This is a genomic window from Paractinoplanes rishiriensis, from assembly GCF_016862375.1.
GTDB classification, from domain to species: Bacteria; Actinomycetota; Actinomycetes; order Mycobacteriales; family Micromonosporaceae; genus Actinoplanes; species Actinoplanes rishiriensis.
The window spans coordinates 123,216-141,677 of record NZ_BOMV01000060.1 but is presented as its reverse complement, the minus strand read 5'-3'; the positions used below and the strand labels follow the sequence as shown (position 1 = coordinate 141,677).

The following is an 18,462-nucleotide window of genomic DNA, read 5'->3' as shown; positions in this document are numbered from 1 at the left end:
GCGCTCGGATGCATTCTCTGGGCATAGTCTCCGGAGGATGACCGAGCCCAAGATCCCCGCCGCTCGCAACGCGCCTACCAGCGCGAACGCGACCCGACCGGTCCGGGCCGCCGCCGGTGCGCTGACCACGACCGTGGCGGTGACCCTCCCGGTCTTCCTCGTCGGCGGCCTCGCGGTCCAGATCAGTGATGAACTTCAATTTTCTCCGGCCGGGCTCGGACTGGCCGTGTCGGCGTACTTCGGCGTCAGCGCGCTCACCTCGCTGCCGTCCGGCGCGCTCGTCGAGCGGTTCGGCGCCGCCCGGATCTCCCGGATCGGCATCGCCCTGTCCGCGGCGGCGCTGCTGGCCGTCGCGGTGGCCGCGAATGCACTGTGGAGCCTCATCGCGATCCTCGCGCTCGGTGCCGGCGCGAACGCGATGGGTCAGCTCGCCAGCAACACGAGCCTCTCCCGGCATGTGCCCGCCGGCCGGCAGGGGCTGTCGTTCGGCGTGAAGCAGGCGGCCATCCCGGTGGCGTCGCTGCTGTCCGGCGCGGCGGTACCGGCGGTGGCGCTGACGGTCGGCTGGCGGTGGGCGTTCGTGCTGGCGGCCGGCCTGGCGGCGGTGGCGGTTCTGCTGGTGCCCGCCGACCTGGAGCGGCCGCGGGCCGCGCACGGCGAGGAGGCCCGGCAGGCGACCGGCGCGCTGGTGGTGATCGGGGTGGCGGCCACCCTGGCGGCCGGCTCGGCGAACGCGCTGGGCACGTTCCTGGTCGACGCGGCGGTGACCCGGGGCATCGAACCCGGTCCGGCCGGGCTGGCGCTCACCCTGGGCAGCGCGGTGTGCTGCGCGGCCCGGGTCATCGGCGGCTGGCAGGCCGACAAGCATCCCGGCCGCCAGGTGGGCGTGATCGCGGGCCTGCTGGCCGGCGGCGCGGTCGGCCTGGCGGTGCTGGCGCTGTCCGGCCCGGTGCCGCTGCTGGTCGGCGTGGTGGTCGGATTCGGGCTGGGGTGGGCGTGGCCCGGTCTGATGAACTTCGCGGTAGTCCGGCTGCATCCGCAGGCGCCGGCCGCGGCCACCTCGATCACCCAGACCGGGGTGTACGCCGGAGGTTGTCTAGGTCCGCTGGGGTTGGGCGCGCTGGCGACGGCCACCGACTATCCGACCATGTGGATCGTGGCGGCCGCGGCCATGCTGACGGCATCGATGCTGATGATCCTGGGCAGCCGCCTGCTGGGCCGTCACCCGGTGGCCGGCTGAACAGCTGCCGCGCTCCCGGCCTGTCGTCTCGTGATACGGGACCTCGGCTCAGCCGGTGCGGTCGGCTATGAAGTCACACAGGGATTCCATGGCCCGCTTGGGCTCCCCCGCCGGCAACGGGGCCAGCCGTGCCCGAGCCTCCTCGGCGTAGGAGCGGACGGTCTCCCGCGCCCGCTTCATCGCCACCGACTCGCGCAGCAGCGTCAACGCCTCGGCGTGCAGCGCGTCGTCGGTGATCGGCCCGAGGGCCAGGATCTCGCGCAGCCGAACCGCGGACGCGTCGGTGTCGTCGCCGGCCAGCGCGTAGAGGACGGGCAGCGTAGGCACGCCCTCGCGAAGGTCGGTGCCCGGCGTCTTGCCCGACTGATCCGACTCGGACGCGATGTCGAGCAGGTCGTCGGAGAGCTGAAACGCGATGCCGATGGTCTCGCCGTAGCCCGCGAGCGCCTCCACACACTCGGCCGGCGCCCCCGAGAACAGCCCACCGAACCGCGCCGACGTGGCGATCAGCGAAGCGGTCTTTTCGGTGATGACGCTGAGATAGTGCTCGATCGGATCGCTGCCGCGCGGCCCGACCGTCTCGGCGATCTGCCCGTGCACCAGCCGGGCGAACGTGCGGGCCTGTAGATGCACCGCCTCGGGCCCGAGCGAGGCCGCGATGTCGGCCGCCCGGGCGAAGAGGTAGTCACCGACGAGAATCGCCACCGAGTTGCCCCAGCGCGAGTTGGCACTGGCCGCCCCCCGCCGCACCGGCGCCTCATCCATCACGTCGTCGTGGTACAGCGTTGCCAGGTGCGTGAGCTCCACCACATTCGCCGCGGCGACGACCTCGGGCGCCTCCGGATCACCGAACTGCGCCCCCAACGCCACCAGCAGCGGCCGGAACCGCTTGCCCCCCGCATCAGCGAGATGCCGCGCCGCCTCGGCCACCAGCGGATCGGCGCTGGCCACGTTAGCCCGAAGCGCCTCCTCCACGGCAACCAGCGTCGCAGTGACCGACGCATCGACCGCCGGATCGATGTCGAGGCCAAGCGACGACAGAGCCATGTCAAAAGACGGCGTCATATCACCGGTGCTCACCACGCTTTCACGATGCCACATGGGTCCGACGCTTCCGGTCCCAGGGGTACAAGCAGCAAGATCAAAATCAAAATCTGACACACGTACGCGTAGAGGTCTGTCCCCGGTTTTGCGCCACGCCAGGCGCCCCTTCCGCTCCGCACGCGGCTGCCGGGCGGGCCCAGTGGTACATCTTCGACATTTCGCCTGCGGCGAGCTCGCGGGGCCCCGTCCCCGATCCAGCCTTCCCGATCATTTCCAGCCACCATCCGGACATCGCCGGAAATCCGACTTTCCCCGAACTTCCACCCAGCCTTAAGCGGCGTTCACTCATCTCGACTTCCTGGCGCGGCCCAGGACAAGCAGAGCCGGACCCGGGGCGTTCAGCACTGCCGCGCCGGCGGCACCGCAGGGGTTTCCCGCGTTCCGGTAGCGTGACGGCTCCAAATGCCTCGATCCGTGCATATCGTCCTCCCGGCGCTGGAGCGGGGGCCGAAGTGGCTAGCCTTCGCGGTATGTCGATCACGGATGGGGAGCTTGCGATCGCGGCGGCTGAGGCCGGGGCGGTCGTTGTGCGGGAGCGATTTGGGGAGTCGCTTGCTCGGGTCGACAAGGGCGACGGGGACTTCGCGACGGCCGCTGATATCGAGGCTGAGGCGGCCATCCTCGCGGTTCTCGGGGCGGCTCGGCCGGACGACTATGTGATCGGGGAAGAGAGCGGGCGCAGCGGCACCGGCGCGTCCGGGCGCACCTGGCTTGTCGATCCGCTCTGCGGGACGCTCAACTTTGCGGCACGCACCAGCCTGGTCTCGGTCAACGTGGCGCTCAAGGACGGGTCGGCCGCGGCCATCGCGGACCCGTTTGCCGGGGAAGTGTTCTGGACGGCGGGCGCGGGAGCCTTCGTGCGCCGGGCGGGAACTGACGAGAAACTCACGCCCGAGGTGGGGTCGCGGCTGGTGGACGTCAACCTGGATCCGCCGTTCCCGAACGACCCGCAGTTTCGGGCGGTCGCGCTGCTTGCCGATCGGGAATTTGTCGCCACCTACCGGCCGCGGGTTGTGTCGACTGCCCTGGCCGTGGCGTGGACCGCGGCGGGACGCCGGGCCGCGTACCTCTCCGACGGGCACCAGACCTACACCGTGCATTCCGCGGCCGGAATCGCGCTCTGCCGGGCCGCGGGCTGCGTTGTCACCAACCTGCAAGGTCACGAGTTGCACAGCGGCGTGGGCGGAATTCTGGTGGCGGCGGACCCGGACACCCATGCCGACCTGCTGCGGCTGATCGGGAAACAGTTCGGGCCCCGGTGAAGAACCGGGGCCCGCAAACCGTGGGCGATCGTTATCGGACGAAGGTTGCCGCGTCCCGGGTCAGGTCGATCAGCGGGGCGGGCACCACGCCCAGCGCCAGCGTCGCGATCACGCCGATGGTCAGCGCGGCCGAGGTCAGGAAGCCGGGGATGGAGACCGTGGGGGTCGACTCGCCGGGCTCGCTCAGCCAGAGCATCACGACCACCCGCAGGTACGGGAAGGCGATCAGCATGCTGGTGATCACGCCGAAGATGACGAGCCAGGTCTGTCCGCCCTCGACCGCGGCGCCGAAGACCGCGAACTTGCTGGTGAAGCCGCTGGTCAGCGGGATGCCGGCGAAGGCCAGCAGGATGAACGTGAAGACGGCGGCGAACAGCGGGCTCTTGCGGCCCAGGCCGGCCCACCGGGACAGGTGGGTGGCCTCGCCATCGGCGTCGCGGACCAGGGTCACGATGCCAAACGCCGCGAGCACCGAGAAGCCGTACGCCACCAGGTAGAACATGGTGCCGCTGAGGCCCTCCTCGTTCAGCGCCAGGACGCCGACCAGCAGGTAGCCGGCGTTCGCGATCGACGAGTAGGCCAGCAGGCGCTTCAGGTCGGTCTGCGTCACCGCCAGCACGGCGCCGACCAGCATGGTGAGCACCGCGATCGTGCCGAGCACCGGCTGGAAGTCCCAGCGCACGCCGTCGAACGCCACGTACAGCACGCGCAGCAGGGCACCGAACGCGGCCACCTTGGTGCAGGCCGCCATCAGCGCCGTGATCGGCGTGGGCGCGCCCTGGTAGACGTCCGGGGTCCAGACGTGGAACGGGGCCAGCGCGCTCTTGAACAGCAGGCCGATCGCCAGCATGGCCAGGCCCGCGTACAGCAGCACCTGGCTGCGCTGCGGGCTGGCCACCGCCTCGTGCACCTGGCCCAGCTCGATGCCGCCCGAGAAGCCGTAGATCAGCGCCACGCCGAACAGGAAGAACGCCGAGGCGTACGACCCCAGCAGGAAGTACTTGAGCGCGGCCTCCTGGCTGAGCAGGCGGCGCCGCCGGGCCAGCGCGCACAGCAGGTACAGCGGCAGCGAGAAGACCTCAAGCGCCACGAACATGGTCAGCAGGTCGTTCGCCGCCACGAACAGCAGCATGCCGCCCAGGGCGAACACGGTGAGCGGGTAGACCTCGGTGGCGCCGGGCTGGTCGCCCGCCTGCCGCAGGTCTTTCTGCGAGCCCACGGTGATCGCCGCCTGGGAGACGAACGGGCCACCGTTCTCGATCGACCGCTCACCGATGAGCATCAGCGAGACGCCGCCGAGCAGCAGGATGGCGCCCTGCAGGAAGAGCGTCGGGCCGTCCACCGCGACCGCGCCGCCGATGGTGATCGTCTGCTTGCCGTTGTTGGCCACCACCGCGACGAACGACGCCACCACCGCGAGGAACGCCAGGCCCAGCTGGATCGCGTTGCGCGACCGGCGCGGCACCGCGGCCTCGACGAGGATGCCGAGGCACGCCGCGCCGAACAGGATCAACATCGGCAGCAGCGCGCCGTAGTCGATGCCGGGCAGTTTCAGGTCTTCCATGGCTCAGCGCGCCCTTCCATTGGCAGTGACCGCCGTTGGCGCCGGATCGGTCGTCCCGACGTCCTGCATGGTTGCCTGGACCGCCGGGTTGATCACGTCGGTGACCGGCTTCGGATAGAAGCCGAGCAGGATCAGCAGGAGGATCAGCGGGGCCACCACGACCTTCTCCCGCATGGTGATGTCCTTGCGCATGGCCGGCACCTCTTCGAGGGCCGGGTTCAGCGTGCCCTGGGTGGTGCGCTGGACCATCCAGAGCACGTACGCGGCGGCCAGGATGATCCCGGTGGTCGCGATGACCGCGTACGCGGGGTGGACCGTGAACGTGCCGATCAGCACCAGGAACTCGCTGATGAACGGCGCCGTGCCGGGCAGCGCCAGGGACGCCAGACCGGCGAAGAACAGCACCCCGGCCAGGACCGGCACCAGCTTGCCGGCGCCGCCGAAGTCGCTCACCAGGTTGGAGCCGCGCCGGGCCACGAACATGCCGACCACGATGAACAGCAGGCCGGTGGCCAGGCCGTGGTTGACCATGTAGAGCACCGCGCCGGAGCCGGCCTGGGTGGTGAACGCGAAGATGCCGATGCCGATGAAGCCGAAGTGCGCGATCGACGTGTACGACACCAGCCGCTTCAGGTCGTTCTGGCCGACCGCGAGCAGCGCCGCGTAGATGATGCCGATGGTGGCCAGCACCAGCGCGGCCGGCGCGAACCAGCGCGACGCCTCGGGGAACAGCGGGAGGCAGTAACGCAGGATGCCGAACGTGCCGACCTTGTCCATCACGCCGACCAGCAGCGCGGCCGCACCGGCCGGCGCGGCGCCACCGGCGTCCGGCAGCCAGGTGTGGAACGGGAAGAACGGCGCCTTGATCGCGAACGCCACGAAGAAGCCGAGGAACAGCCAGCGGGACGTGTTCTGGTCGATCGCGTTGAGCGACTCGATCAGCCGGCTGAAGTCGAACGTGTGCCCGCCCACCACCCACAGCCCGATCACCGAGGCCAGCATGAAGAGGCCGCCGACCAGGCTGTAGAGGAAGAACTTCACCGCCGCGTACTGCCGGCGGGGTCCGCCGAACGACCCGATGATGAAGTACATCGGGATCAGCATGACCTCGAAGAACACGTAGAACAGGAACACGTCGGCGGCCGCGAAGACGCCGATCATCGTGAACTCGAAAGCCAGCAGCAGTGCGAAGTATGTCGGCACCGAGCGCTTGCTCTCGTCCACGTCGTGCCAGGACGCCAGGATGACCACCGGCGTGAGCACCGCGATCAGCATGAGCATGACCAGCGCGATGCCGTCGGCCGCGAAGGTGAACCGGGCGTCCCAGGACGGGATCCAGGCGTACGACTCGTGGAACTGGAACCGGTCCCCGTCGACCTTGAACGCGATCCACATGAAGACGCTTAGCAGCAGCACCACCAACGACCAGACCAGGGCCACCGTCTTGGCGAGCTGCCCCTTGGTCCGCGGGATGAGGCCCACCACGATCGCGCCCGCCAGCGGCAGGAGCGTCAGGAGGGAAAGGAACGGAAAGTCAGCGAACATTATTCGGCCTCCCGGCCCTGGTTGAGTCGCCGATCATGAGCCCTTCCGGACCGAATAATGTTCGTCACGCCAACCACCCCAGCTGGATTGCAAGGAAGGCGCCGACCACAAGGACGCCGCCGGTGAGCATGGAGAGGGCGTACGAGCGCACGAAGCCGGTCTGCAGCCGCCGGAGCCGGCCGGAGCTGCCCCCGACGCCGGCCGCGATGCCGTTGACCAGACCGTCGATGCCCTTGTTGTCGAAGTAGACCAGCGCCCGGGTGAGGTAGATGCCGGGGCGCTCGAAGACCGCCTCGTTGAACGCATCCGTGTAGAGGTTCCGCCGGGCCGCGGTGACGACCGCGCCGGCCGGCTGCTCCTGGAGGGCCGTGCCGTTGCGGAACAGTGCCCAGGCGAGTCCGGCGCCGATCACGGTGACCACCAGGCCCAGGATGTTGATCAGAGCGTGCGGGATGACCGACTCGGCGTGCGCCTCCTCGGCCCCGAAGACCGGCTCGAGCCAGCCCGGCACCGAGGTCGACATCAGCCAGCCGGCCCCGATCGAGCCGAGCGCCAGCAGCATCAGCGGCACCGTCATGATGAACGGCGACTCGTGCGGGTGCTTGTTGTCCTCGGTGTAGCGCTCCGGACCGTGGAAGGTCAGCACGAAGAGCCGGGTCATGTAGAACGCGGTGAGCCCGGCACCGAGCAGCGCGGCGGAGCCGAACAGCCAGGACGTCCAGTCGCCCCGCTCGAAGGCGGCCGCGATGATCGGTTCCTTGGAGAAGTACCCGGACAGCGGCGGGATACCGATGATCGCCAGCCAGCCCATCATGAACGTGATCCAGGTGTACTTCATGTACTTGTGCAGGCCGCCGAACCGCCGGATGTCCACCTGGTCGTGCATGCCGTGCATGACCGACCCGGCGCCGAGGAACATGTTGGCCTTGAAGAAGCCGTGCGCCAGCAGGTGGATGATCGCCAGCGCGTACGCACCGCCGCCGAGCCCGACGCCGAGGAACATGTAGCCGATCTGGCTGACCGTCGACCAGGCCAGGACCCGCTTGATGTCGTCCTTCGCGGCGCCGATGATGCAGCCCATCAGCAGGGTGAGCGCACCGACGCTGACCACGATCGTCTGCAGCGTGTGGTTGGCCGTGAAGATCGGGTTGGACCGGGCGATCAGGTAGACGCCCGCGGTGACCATGGTCGCCGCGTGGATGAGGGCCGACACCGGGGTCGGGCCCTCCATCGCGTCCGGCAGCCAGGCCTGCAGCGGGAACTGGCCGGACTTACCGGCGGCGCCCAGCAACAGCAGGATGCCGAGGATCAGCACGGTCGTCGCGGTGAGCGCGCCGACCCCGTTGAACACGGCGTCGTACTGGGTGGTGCCGAGCGTGGCGAACATCAGGAAGATGCCGATCGCCAGGCCGGCGTCGCCGACCCGGTTCATCAGGAACGCCTTCTTGCCGGCGGTGGCCGCGGACGGCCGGGTGTACCAGAACGAGATCAGCAGGTACGACGCCAGACCGACGCCCTCCCAGCCGAAGTACAGCATCACGTAGTTGTTGCCGAGCACCAGCAGCAACATCGCCGCGACGAAGAGGTTGAAGTAGGCGAAGAACCTGCGGCGCCCCGGGTCGTGCTCCATGTAGCCGACCGCGTACAGGTGGATCAGCGAGCCGACACCCGTGATCAACAGTACGAAGACGCCGGACAGCGGGTCGAAGAGCAGACCGAAGTCGACGTTGAGCCCACCGACGGCGATGAAGTCCCACAGGCTCAGCTCGGCCGAGCGCGCCTCGGGGGCGAGCCCGCGCAGGCTAAAGAAGAAGATCAACCCGAGCACGAAGGAGGCCGCCACGGCGAGGACGCCGAGCCAGTGTCCCCACTTGTCGGCCCGCTTTCCGAGCAACAGCAGGACCGCGGCGCTCGCGAGCGGAATGGCCACCAACAGCCAGATACCGCTCAACGTCCCCGTCGCTTGGGCAAACTCCACTGTCTGTTCCACGTGAAGGCCCCTTTAGTACTTGAGGAGGTTCGCGTCGTCGACGCTCGCCGAGCGTCGCGTACGGAAGATCGACATGATGATGGCGAGGCCGACCACGACCTCGGCCGCCGCGACCACCATCACGAAGAACGACATGATCTGGCCGTCCAGCGTGCCGTTGATCCGGCTGAAGGTGACCAGCGCGAGGTTCGCGGCGTTGAGCATGAGCTCGATGCACATGAACAGCACGATCGCGTTCCGGCGCACCAGAACGCCCGCGGCGCCGATGGTGAACAGGATCGCCGCGAGCACCAGGTAGTAGTCGGGAGTCACTGGGCCACCCCGGTGAAAGACCAACGCTTCGCGCTCATTTCTCAGTTCCCTTCGGTGCCGCTTCCTGCGCCGTCAACTCACGCACCGGCAGGATCGGCGAGATGCTGCGCTCGGCCCCGTTGCCGTCCGGCAGACGGGCCGGGGCGGCCACCGACATCGTGTTGGCGTAGACGCCCGGACCCGGCTTGGGGCCCGGGTAGTTGCCCGGGCGGAACCGCTGGGTCATCCGGGTGACCTGGTCGGCCACCTCGGCCTTGACCCGCTCGACGTGCGCCATCACCATCGCGCCGACCGCCGCCGTGATCAGCAGGGCCGAGGTGACCTCGAAGGCGAAGACGTACTTGGTGAACAGCAGGCTGGCGATGCCCTGCACGTTGCCGTTCGCGTTGGCCGCGGTCAGGCCGACCACCGGGTTGTCGCCCAACGACCGGGCCACACCGGCGCCGATCAGGGCCGCGAAGCCGACGCCCAGGACGATCGCCGCGACCCGCTGGCCGCGCAGTGTCTCGATCAGTGAATCGGACGCATCCCGGCCGACCAGCATCAGCACGAACAGGAACAGCATCATGATGGCGCCGGTGTAGACGATGATCTGCACCGCGCCGAGGAACGGCGCCGCGTTCATCACGTACATGAAACCCAGGCAGAGCATCGTCATCACGAGCCACAGCGCGGAGTGCACCGCGTTGCGGGCGATGACCATGCCGAGCGCACCGGCCACGGAAACCGTCGCGAGGATCCAGAAGCCGACCGCCTCGGCGGTCGAGACGTCATTCATCGGACCGCCTCCTTCGCCGCTTCGCCGGTGCCGTCGGCGACCTCATTCGTCGCCCACGGCGCCCGTTCCGCGCCGGCCGACGTGCCCGGGTTGGTCAGCGCGCCGACGTAGTAGTCCTTGTCGGTGTCGCCGAGGCGCATCGGGTGCGGCGGCTGCTCCATGCCGGGCAGCAGCGGGGCCAGCAGTTCCTTCTTCGTGAAGATCAGGTCCTGCCGGCTGTCCCGGGCCAGTTCGTACTCGTTGCTCATGGTCAGCGAGCGCGTCGGGCAGGCCTCGATGCACAGGCCGCAAAAGATGCAGCGGGCGTAGTTGATCTGGTAGATCTTCGCGTACCGCTCACCCGGCGAGAACCGTTCCTCCTCGGTGTTGTCCCCGCCCTCGACGTAGATCGCGTCGGCCGGGCAGGCCCAGGCACACAGCTCGCAGCCGATGCACTTCTCCAGGCCGTCGGGGTGCCGGTTGAGGATGTGCCGGCCGTGGTACCGCGGCGCCGGGGTAGGCGGCGAGAACGGGTAATCGGTCGTGATGACCTTGCGGAACATGTGCGCGAAGGTCACGCCGAAGCCCTTGAACGAGCCTCCGAACGTCCCCACGTCACACCTCCTTGGTTTCGGATTCGGCGCCGACCGTGGCGGGAGTGCGTTCGGCCACCGCGCGGCGGGCCCGCGGGCTGGGGGGTACCTGGAGGTCCATCGGCGGCACCGGGAAACTGCCCGGTGGTCTGGCCGCCAGCTGTTCCTCGATGGAGCGCTGCCGTGGTTTGCGTGCCTGCGGCCAGGACACCGCCACGATCAGCACGACCAGCACGAGGCCACCGATCGAGAGCCACTTGGCCGTGGCCGAGAGCTCGTTGTTGGCGACCTTGACGTACGAGAGGAACAGGATCCACACCAGGTTGACCGGGATGAGGACCTTCCACCCGAACCGCATGAACTGGTCGTAGCGCATCCGGGGCAGCGTGGCCCGCAGCCAGATGAAGCCGAAGAGCAGCAGCAGCACCTTGGCGAAGAACCAGATCAGCGCGAACCAGCCGGAGCTGGCGCCGGGCCAGATCCAGGTGATCGGCCACGGTGCGCGCCACCCGCCCAGGAACAGCGTGGTGGCGAACGCCGAGACGGTGATCATGTTGATGTACTCGGCCAGGAAGAACAGCGCGAACTTGAACGACGAGTACTCCGTGTGGAAACCGCCGACCAGCTCGGACTCGGCCTCGGGCAGGTCGAACGGGGCCCGGTTGGTCTCGCCGACCGCCGCGATGCAGTAGATGACGAAGCTCGGGAACAGCAGCACCGCGTACCAGCTCGGCGTGGTGGCCGTCCAGCCGAGGATCTCGACCTCGTTGCCGTGTGCCTGCGCCGCGACGATCTGCGAGGTGCTCATCGTGCCGGCGGTCATGAAGACCGCGACGATCGAGAGACCCATGGCGACCTCGTACGAGATCATCTGCGCGCTGGACCGGAGACCGCCGAGCAGCGGGTATGTCGAGCCGGACGCCCAGCCCGCGAGCACCACGCCGTACACCGCCATCGAGGAGCAGGCGAGCAGCACCAGCACCGAGACCGGCACGTCGGTCAGCTGCAGCGCGGTCTGGTGACCGAACATGCTGACCACGCCGCCGAACGGGATCACCGAGAACGCGGTGAAGGCCACCGTCGCCGAGATCACCGGGGCGATGAAGTAGACCACCTTGTCGGCGGTCTTCGGGATGATCTCCTCCTTGAACGGCAGCTTCACGCCATCCGTGAGGCTCTGCAGCCAGCCCTTCGGACCGACCTGGTTGGGGCCGGGCCGGACGGCCATCCGGGCCACGACCTTGCGCTCATAGTTGATCGTGAAAAGGGTCAGCAGCAGCAGGATCACGAAAACGCCGAGCAGCTTGATCAGCACGATCCACCAGACGTCGTTCTCGAACGTCTGGAGCGTCGGGTCCTGCGCATTAGCCGCCAGTATCAGGGAGTTCATGCGGTGGTCGCCCCCTTCATGCGGGTTTCTCCTTGTAGTGCGGCGGAGCCGCCTTCGGTAGACCCGGCGAGGATCGGGCCCGCGGCACCGGCGGAGAGCCGGACCACCGCACCCGAGGTGACGCCGAGGCTGCGACGCACCGTCGAGCCCGGCGAGTTGGTGGGAAGCCACACCACCTGCGGGGGCAGGTCGGTGATCGCGGCCGGCAGCGTGATGCCGCCCTGGTCGGTACTGACCGTGACCTGATCGCCGTCGGCCACGCCGAGCGCCTCGGCCAGGTCCTTACCGATCAGCGCCAGGGACGGGCGGGCGGTGCCGGCCAGAACGGCGTCGCCGTCCAGCAGCGAGCTTTGGTCGATCAGGTAATGCCAGGTGGCGAGCACGGCCTCGCGCTCGCCCCGCTGCGGCAGCGCCGCCGCGGAGACCGTGGGCACCGAGGGCCGGGCGGCCTTGCTCGGCGGCATGGCGCCCAACTCGCGCCGCACCGCCATCACGTCGCCGGTGCCCAGCGTGAACTCCAGAAGGGCGGCGATCGCCTCCAGCACGCGGCCGTCGGTCATCGCGGTGGTGGGCAGCACGGTGCCGAACGAGCGGAGCCGGCCCTCCCAGTCCATGAACGTGCCGGACTTCTCGGCCGGCGGCGCCACCGGGAGTACCACGTTGGCGCGCCGGGTGACGGCGCTCGCCCGCAGTTCCAGGCTGACCAGGAAGCCGACGTTGTCGAGCGCCTGCTCGGCCAGCCGCGGGTCGGCCAGGTCACCCGGGTCGACCCCGGCGACCAGCAGGCCGCCTAGCTTGCCCTGGGCGGCCGCCGCAACGATGCCGTCGGTGTCCCGGCCCGCCACGGTGGGCAGCGTGCCGGCCTCGACGTCCCAGGCCACCGCCAGCTCGGCGCGACCCAGCGGGTCGCCGACCGGGCGGCCGCCGGGCAGCAGGTTGGGCAGGCAGCCGGCGTCGACCGCGCCGCGGTCGCCGGCCCGGCGGGGCACCCACGCGAGGCGGGCACCGGTGCGGGCCGCGAGGGCGGCCGCCGCGGACAGGCCGCCGGGCACCGAGGCCAGGCGCTCGCCCACGATCAGCAGCGCACCCGGCGTGGCCAGCGCGGCGGCGACCGCCGGGTCACCGGCCAGCAGCCGGGCCTCGTCGCCGGGCGCGGCCGCGACCAGGGCCGCGCCGAGCTTGCCGAGGCCGCGGGTCAGGAACGGCGCCACCGCCGTGACCGGGAGCCGCTTGCGGACGAAGCGCTTGCGCAGCCGCAGGAAGAGGATCGGGCACTCCTCCTCCGGCTCGAGACCCACGATGAGCACGGACGACGCGTTTTCCACGTCGTCGTAGGTCACGTCGGAGACGCCGCCGGCCACCGACGAGGCGAGAAAAGATGCCTCCTCGTCAGTGCTCGCCGAACCGCCAGAGGCGCGAAGCGGACGGGACCGGAAGTCGATGTCGTTGGTGCCGAGTGCCACCCGGGCGAACTTCGCGTACGCGTACGCATCCTCGACGGTGAGCCGGCCACCGGTCAGCACGCCGACGCCGCCGGCCGCCTTCGCGGCCTTGAGGCCCTCGGCCGCCGTCACCAGCGCCTCGCTCCAGGACGCCTCGCGCAGCTCACCGGTACGGCTGTCGCGCACCAGCGGGGTGGTGAGCCGGTCGTTCGCCACCGCATAGCGGAAGCCCCACCGGCCCTTGTCGCAGTTCCACTCCTCGTTCACCGCCGGGTCGTCGCCGGCCAGCCGGCGCAGCACCTTGCCGCGGCGGTGGTCGGCCCGCATCGAGCAGCCGGCCGCGCAGTGCTCGCAGGCGGTCGGCGAGGAGACCAGGTCGAACGGCCGGGCGCGGAACCGGTACTGCTCGCCGGTCAGCGCGCCCACCGGGCAGATCTGGATGGTGTTGCCGGAGAAGTAGGAGTTGAAGGGAACGTCGCCCTCGCCCTCGCCGACCTGCCCGTCGCCGGTGCCCCGGCCGCCGAAGAAGTCGTCCCGGTACACGTTGATCTGCTCAGCGGACGAGCGGTCCATCAGGTCGATGAACTTGTCGCCGGCGATCTCCTCGGAGAACCGGGTGCAGCGCTGGCACAGGATGCACCGCTCGCGGTCGAGCAGGACCTGGCTGGAGATGTGGATCGGCTTCTCGTACTCGCGCTTGTGCTCGTGGAACCGCGAGTCGGACCGGCCGTTGGACATCGCCTGGTTCTGCAGCGGGCACTCGCCGCCCTTGTCGCAGGTCGGGCAGTCCAGCGGGTGGTTGGCCAGGAGCAGCTCCATGACGCCGTGCTGGGCCTTGTCGGCCACCTCGGACGTCAGCTGGGTCATCACGACCATGCCGTCGGCCACCGTCTGGGTGCACGAGGCAACCGGCTTGCGCTGGCCCTCCACCTCGACCAGGCACTGGCGACAGGCGCCGGCCGGGGCGAGCAGCGGGTGGTCGCAGAACCGCGGGATGGCGATGCCCATCCGCTCGGCGACCCGGATCACCAGCTCACCCTTTTCGGCGGTGACCTGGACCCCGTCGATGGTGAGCGTGACATCGTCGGTCTTTTTCGCCACGTCTGTCATTAGTGTGCTCCAACCAGGGCCTTGGCGGACAAGCGCGGAGCTGTCCGGCCCTCGATGTAGTCCAGGTAGTCCTGGCGGAAGAACTTCAGCGTCGAGATGACCGGCGTGGCCGCGCCGTCACCGAGGCCGCAGAACGACCGGCCGAAGATGTTGTCGGCGGTGTCCTGGAGGGTGTCGAGGTCGGCGTACGTGCCCTCGCCGGACAGGATCCGCCGGTAGGTGCGGACCATCCAGTAGTTGCCCTCGCGGCACGGGGTGCACTTGCCGCACGACTCGTGGTGGTAGAACTCCAGCCAGCGCCAGGTCGCGTAGACCGGGCAGTCCTGGTCGCTGAAGATCTGCATCGCCGTGGTGCCGAGGATCGAGCCGGCCGCCGCGACTCCCTCGAAGTCCATCGGGGTGTCGATGTGCTCGGCGGTCAGCAGCGGGGTGGACGATCCGCCCGGCGTCCAGAACTTCAGGTTGTGGCCCGGCTTCATGCCACCGGCCAGCTCGATCAGCTCGCGCAGGGTGATGCCGAGGCCGCACTCGTACTGGCCCGGGTTGAGAATGCGGCCGGAGAGCGAGTAGATCATCGGGCCGGACGACTTCTCGGTGCCCATGCTCTTCCACCAGTCGGCGCCGCCGAGCACGATGTAGGGCACGCTGGCGATCGTGCCGACGTTGTTGACCACCGTGGGGCTGGCGTACAGGCCGGCGATGGCCGGGAACGGCGGGCGCAGCCGGGGCTGACCGCGGAAGCCCTCGAGCGAGTCGAGCAGCGCGGTCTCCTCGCCGCAGATGTACGCCCCGGCGCCGCTGTGCACCACCAGGTCAAGGTCGAACCCGGAACCCAGGATGTTCTTGCCCAGGTAGCCCTTGGCGTACGCCTGCTGGACCGCGCTGCGCAGCCGGCGGGCGGCGTGCACGGCCTCACCGCGGATATAGATGAACGCGCGGTCGGCCCGGATCGCGTACGAGGCGATGATCGCGCCCTCGATCAGCGAGTGCGGGTCGTACGTCATGAGCGGCAGGTCCTTGCAGGTGCCCGGCTCGCCCTCGTCCGCGTTGATCACCAGGTAGTGCGGCTTGCCGTCGCCCTGCGGGATGAAGCCCCACTTGAGACCGGTGGGGAAGCCCGCGCCGCCTCGGCCGCGCAGGCCCGAGTCCTTGACCAGCTGGATCAGGTCGTCGGGGTGCACGTCGAGCGCCTTGCGCAGGGCCGCGTAGCCGTCGAGTCGCTCGTAGACGTCGATCTTCCAGGCATCCGGCGAGAGCCAGCGCTTGGTCAGGACGGGTGTGAGTTTCTGGAGGACCTCACGCCGTGGCTGCGTCACTTCTTCACCTCGTTACCGACGCTGTCGCCGGCCGGCTTGGCGTCGCTGGCCGGCTTGTTGGCCGCCGCGCCGGCCCGTTCGGCCGGGTTCTGCGGTGTGGCCTTACCCTCGCGGGCCGGCTTGGACTTGTTGATCGGAGCGTCCAGGTTGAAGTTGGGCACCGCGACGCCGTGCTGCTGGGCCAGCGTGACGCCGCGCAACGTGGGAGCGCCGGCCGGCCCGTCGGCCACCGCGCCCTCCCGCTCGTCGCTGAACCCGGCCAGTTGGACCTGCATCTCCTTGAGCGAGCAGATCCGCGCGCCGCGCGACGGCGTCGGCAGCTCGCCCTTGCGCAGCCGCTCGACCATCTCGATCGCGGCGTCCGGGGTGGCCTCGTCGATGGCGAAGTCGTAGTTGACCGTCACCACCGGCGCGTAGTCGCAGGCCGCCAGGCACTCGGCGTGCTCCAGCGTGATGCGGCCGTCGGTGGTGGTCTGGTCGTGGCCGACCTCGAGGTGCTCGGTGAGCCGGTCGTAGACCTCCTGGCCGCCCATCATGTTGCACAGCGTGTTGGTGCAGACGGAGACCAGGTATTCACCGGTGGGGCGGCGCTTGTACATCGTGTAGAACGTGGCGACCGCGCCGACCTGGGCCTTGTTGATGCCCAGCACCTCGGCACAGAACGCGACCCCGTCCGGGCTGACGTGCCCCTCGACGGTCTGCACCAGGTGCAGCAGCGGGAGCAGCGCCGAGCGGCCGCGACCCTCGGGGTACCGCGCGATGATCTCCAGTGCCTGCGGCAGCAGTTTCTCCGCCAGCGGCGCCGCCGCCGGGGAGAACTCGATCGTACTTTCGGACATCAGCGGTCACACCCACCCATCACGGGGTCCAGGGACGCGCCACCGGCGATCACGTCGGCCAGCAGGGCGCCTTCGGCCATCGCGGGGATGGCCTGGAGGTTCACGAAGCTCGGGTCGCGCATGTGCACCCGGTACGGGTGGGTGCCGCCGTCCGAGACCGCGTGCACCCCGAGTTCGCCGCGCGGGTGCTCGAGGCCGATGTAGACCTGGCCCGGCGGAACCCGGAAGCCCTCGGTCACGAGCTTGAAGTGGTGGATCAGCGACTCCATCGACTGACCCATGATCTTGGCGACGTGCTCGAGCGAGTTGCCCAGGCCGTCGACGCCGACCGCGAGCTGGGCCGGCCACGCGATCTTCTTGTCCGCGACGAAGATCGGGCCGGGCTTCAGCCGGTCCAGGGCCTGCTCGACGAGCTTGAGCGACTCCCGGATCTCGGCCATCCGCACCAGGTAGCGGCCCCAGACGTCGGCCGTCTCGGCGGTCGGCACGTCGAACTCGTAGTTCTCGTAGCCGCAGTACGGCATCGTCTTGCGCAGGTCCCAGGCCAGGCCGGCGGAGCGCAGCACCGGGCCGGTGATGCCCAGCGCCAGGCAGCCGGTGACGTCCAGCACCGCGACGCCCTGGGTCCGCTCCTGCCAGATGATCTGGCCGGAGAGCAGCTTCTCGTACTCCTTGAGCTTCTTGGGCAGGTAGACCAGGAAGTCGCGGATCTTCTTGATGGCGGACTCGGGGATGTCCTGCGCGACGCCGCCGGGACGGAAGTACGCGTGGTTCATCCGCAGCCCGGACGTCTCCTCGAAGATGTCGAGGATGTACTCGCGCTCGCGGAAGCCGTACAGCATCATCGAGATCGCGCCCAGCTCCATGCCGGTGGTGGCGATCCACACCAGGTGCGAGGAGATCCGGTTGAGCTCCATGAAGAGCACCCGGATCGTGTTGGCCCGCTCGGTGATCTGATCCTCGATGCCCAGCAGCTTTTCCACGGCGAGGCAGTAACCGGCCTCGTTGAACAGCGGTGCCAGGTAGTCGGCCCGGGTCACGAACGTGGTGCCCTGGGTCCAGTTGCGGTACTCGAGGTTCTTCTCGATGCCGGTGTGCAGGTAGCCGATGACGGGCCGGGCCTCGGTGACCGTCTCGCCCTCGAGTTCCAGCACCAGCCGCAGCACGCCGTGCGTGGACGGGTGCTGCGGTCCCATGTTGACGACGATCTTCTCGTTCGACAGCGGGTCGATGCTGCCGGTGACCGTGTCCCAGTCGCCGCCGGTGACCGTGAAGACCCGGCCCTCGGTGGTTTCGCGTTCGGTTGCATAACCGGATGTAGTCACTGGTAGACCCTCCGCTGGTCAGGAGGCGGAATCTCGGCGCCCTTGTACTCGACGGGGACGCCGCCGAGCGGGTAGTCCTTGCGCTGCGGGAACCCTTCCCAGTCGTCCGGCATCAGGATCCGGGTGAGGTTGGGGTGCCCGGTGAAGACGACTCCGAACATGTCGTACGTCTCCCGCTCCTGCCAGTCGGCGGTGGGGTAGACGCTGGTCACGCTCGGCACGCTGGTGCCGACCGGCACGGCCACCTCGAGGCGGACCCGCCGGCGGTAGGTCATCGAGGTCAGGTGGTAGATCACGTGCAGCCGGCGGACGTCACTGCTCAGGTAGTCCGCACCGGAGACCGACGAGCACAGCTCGAAACGGAGCCCCTCGTCGTCCCGCATGATCTGGGCGATCTCGGCGATCCGCTCGGCCTTGACGTAGAGGGTCAGCTCGCCGCGGTCGACCACGACCTTCTCGATCGCGTCGGAGAAGCCCGGGAATGCCTCCTCGAGGGCGTCGGTGACCTCGTCGAAGTAGCCGCCGTACGGTTTCGGGCTGCCGACCACCTCGGGCTCCCGGCGCACCAGGCCGCCGAAACCGGAGACGTCGCCGGAGCCGGTGATGCCGAACATGCCCTTGCGCGGGCTGGCCGGCGTCTGTGCCGGTGCGCCGAGGTTGGCGCCGATCGGCT

The 18,462-nt window shown here is 69.3% G+C and carries 15 protein-coding genes; 2 read left to right on the top strand and 13 right to left on the bottom strand.

The features are described 5' to 3' along the window. The first annotated feature begins 37 nt into the window (after nt 1–37). Nucleotides 38–1,240, top strand: a complete 1,203-nt coding sequence (locus Ari01nite_RS28425; protein ID WP_203785261.1) for an MFS transporter — start codon at nt 38–40, stop codon at nt 1,238–1,240. A 48-nt stretch (nt 1,241–1,288) separates the two neighbouring features. Here the strand turns inward: Ari01nite_RS28425 and Ari01nite_RS28420 are convergent, their stop codons facing one another. Next, nucleotides 1,289–2,287 carry a polyprenyl synthetase family protein gene (locus Ari01nite_RS28420; RefSeq protein ID WP_203785260.1) on the bottom strand — a complete coding sequence of 333 codons (999 nt, stop codon included), beginning with the start codon at nt 2,285–2,287 and terminating at the stop codon, nt 1,289–1,291. Nucleotides 2,288–2,814: 527 nt separating this feature from the next. Here Ari01nite_RS28420 and Ari01nite_RS28415 point away from each other — a divergent pair. After that, a complete protein-coding gene (locus tag Ari01nite_RS28415; protein ID WP_203785259.1) occupies nt 2,815–3,606 on the top strand; it encodes an inositol monophosphatase family protein in 792 nt (263 codons plus the stop codon). A 31-nt stretch (nt 3,607–3,637) separates the two neighbouring features. On the opposite strand, the gene nuoN is transcribed toward Ari01nite_RS28415, so the two are convergent. The 12 genes from nuoN to Ari01nite_RS28355 form a co-directional block, all read right to left on the bottom strand. Then, entirely contained in the window at nt 3,638–5,170 is a 1,533-nt protein-coding gene (gene nuoN, locus Ari01nite_RS28410) for an NADH-quinone oxidoreductase subunit NuoN (protein ID WP_203785258.1), read from the bottom strand. 3 nt (nt 5,171–5,173) lie between these two features. Beyond that, nucleotides 5,174–6,715, bottom strand: a complete 1,542-nt coding sequence (locus tag Ari01nite_RS28405; protein ID WP_203785257.1) for an NADH-quinone oxidoreductase subunit M — start codon at nt 6,713–6,715, stop codon at nt 5,174–5,176. A gap of 64 nt (nt 6,716–6,779) precedes the next feature. Beyond that, entirely contained in the window at nt 6,780–8,705 is a 1,926-nt protein-coding gene (gene nuoL / locus Ari01nite_RS28400; protein WP_203785256.1) for an NADH-quinone oxidoreductase subunit L, read from the bottom strand. Nucleotides 8,706–8,717: 12 nt separating this feature from the next. After that, nucleotides 8,718–9,017 (bottom strand): NADH-quinone oxidoreductase subunit NuoK, encoded by a 300-nt coding sequence (gene nuoK, locus Ari01nite_RS28395; RefSeq protein WP_203785255.1) that lies wholly within the window; start codon nt 9,015–9,017, stop codon nt 8,718–8,720. A gap of 34 nt (nt 9,018–9,051) precedes the next feature. Further along, nucleotides 9,052–9,795, bottom strand: coding sequence for an NADH-quinone oxidoreductase subunit J (locus Ari01nite_RS28390; RefSeq protein WP_203785254.1), 744 nt, complete (start codon nt 9,793–9,795; stop codon nt 9,052–9,054). Continuing rightward, the gene (nuoI, locus tag Ari01nite_RS28385) at nt 9,792–10,388 is read right to left on the bottom strand and encodes an NADH-quinone oxidoreductase subunit NuoI (protein ID WP_203785253.1); all 597 of its coding nucleotides are present in this window, start codon (nt 10,386–10,388) and stop codon (nt 9,792–9,794) included. Before nuoI ends, Ari01nite_RS28390 begins: the two co-directional genes overlap by 4 nt. A 1-nt stretch (nt 10,389) precedes the next feature. Continuing rightward, the gene (gene nuoH, locus Ari01nite_RS28380; protein ID WP_438872236.1) at nt 10,390–11,757 is read right to left on the bottom strand and encodes an NADH-quinone oxidoreductase subunit NuoH; all 1,368 of its coding nucleotides are present in this window, start codon (nt 11,755–11,757) and stop codon (nt 10,390–10,392) included. Continuing rightward, nucleotides 11,754–14,309 (bottom strand): NADH-quinone oxidoreductase subunit G, encoded by a 2,556-nt coding sequence (locus Ari01nite_RS28375; protein WP_203785252.1) that lies wholly within the window; start codon nt 14,307–14,309, stop codon nt 11,754–11,756. Before Ari01nite_RS28375 ends, nuoH begins: the two co-directional genes overlap by 4 nt. Beyond that, on the bottom strand, nt 14,309–15,625 hold the full coding sequence (gene nuoF / locus Ari01nite_RS28370; protein ID WP_203785251.1) for an NADH-quinone oxidoreductase subunit NuoF: 1,317 nt from the start codon (nt 15,623–15,625) through the stop codon (nt 14,309–14,311). Before nuoF ends, Ari01nite_RS28375 begins: the two co-directional genes overlap by 1 nt. Then, nucleotides 15,622–16,464 (bottom strand): NADH-quinone oxidoreductase subunit NuoE, encoded by an 843-nt coding sequence (nuoE, locus tag Ari01nite_RS28365; protein ID WP_203785250.1) that lies wholly within the window; start codon nt 16,462–16,464, stop codon nt 15,622–15,624. The genes nuoF and nuoE overlap by 4 nt, the downstream gene beginning before the upstream one ends. Then, entirely contained in the window at nt 16,464–17,789 is a 1,326-nt protein-coding gene (locus Ari01nite_RS28360) for an NADH-quinone oxidoreductase subunit D (RefSeq protein WP_203785249.1), read from the bottom strand. Before Ari01nite_RS28360 ends, nuoE begins: the two co-directional genes overlap by 1 nt. After that, on the bottom strand, nt 17,786–18,403 hold the full coding sequence (locus tag Ari01nite_RS28355) for an NADH-quinone oxidoreductase subunit C (protein WP_239163102.1): 618 nt from the start codon (nt 18,401–18,403) through the stop codon (nt 17,786–17,788). The genes Ari01nite_RS28360 and Ari01nite_RS28355 overlap by 4 nt, the downstream gene beginning before the upstream one ends. Nucleotides 18,404–18,462: the final 59 nt, after the last annotated feature.

Bases quoted from the DNA above. Each gene is read 5' to 3' on its own strand.
- Ari01nite_RS28425 (WP_203785261.1), top strand. From the start codon at position 38: ATGACCGAGCCCAAGATCCCCGCCGCTCGCAACGCGCCTACCAGCGCG.
- Ari01nite_RS28420 (WP_203785260.1), bottom strand. From the start codon at position 2,287: ATGGCTCTGTCGTCGCTTGGCCTCGACATCGATCCGGCGGTCGATGCG.
- Ari01nite_RS28415 (WP_203785259.1), top strand. From the start codon at position 2,815: ATGTCGATCACGGATGGGGAGCTTGCGATCGCGGCGGCTGAGGCCGGG.
- nuoN (WP_203785258.1), bottom strand. From the start codon at position 5,170: ATGGAAGACCTGAAACTGCCCGGCATCGACTACGGCGCGCTGCTGCCG.
- Ari01nite_RS28405 (WP_203785257.1), bottom strand. From the start codon at position 6,715: ATGTTCGCTGACTTTCCGTTCCTTTCCCTCCTGACGCTCCTGCCGCTG.
- Ari01nite_RS28390 (WP_203785254.1), bottom strand. From the start codon at position 9,795: ATGAATGACGTCTCGACCGCCGAGGCGGTCGGCTTCTGGATCCTCGCG.
- nuoH (WP_438872236.1), bottom strand. From the start codon at position 11,757: ATGAACTCCCTGATACTGGCGGCTAATGCGCAGGACCCGACGCTCCAG.
- Ari01nite_RS28375 (WP_203785252.1), bottom strand. From the start codon at position 14,309: ATGACAGACGTGGCGAAAAAGACCGACGATGTCACGCTCACCATCGAC.
- nuoE (WP_203785250.1), bottom strand. From the start codon at position 16,464: ATGTCCGAAAGTACGATCGAGTTCTCCCCGGCGGCGGCGCCGCTGGCG.
- Ari01nite_RS28355 (WP_239163102.1), bottom strand. From the start codon at position 18,403: ATGTTCGGCATCACCGGCTCCGGCGACGTCTCCGGTTTCGGCGGCCTG.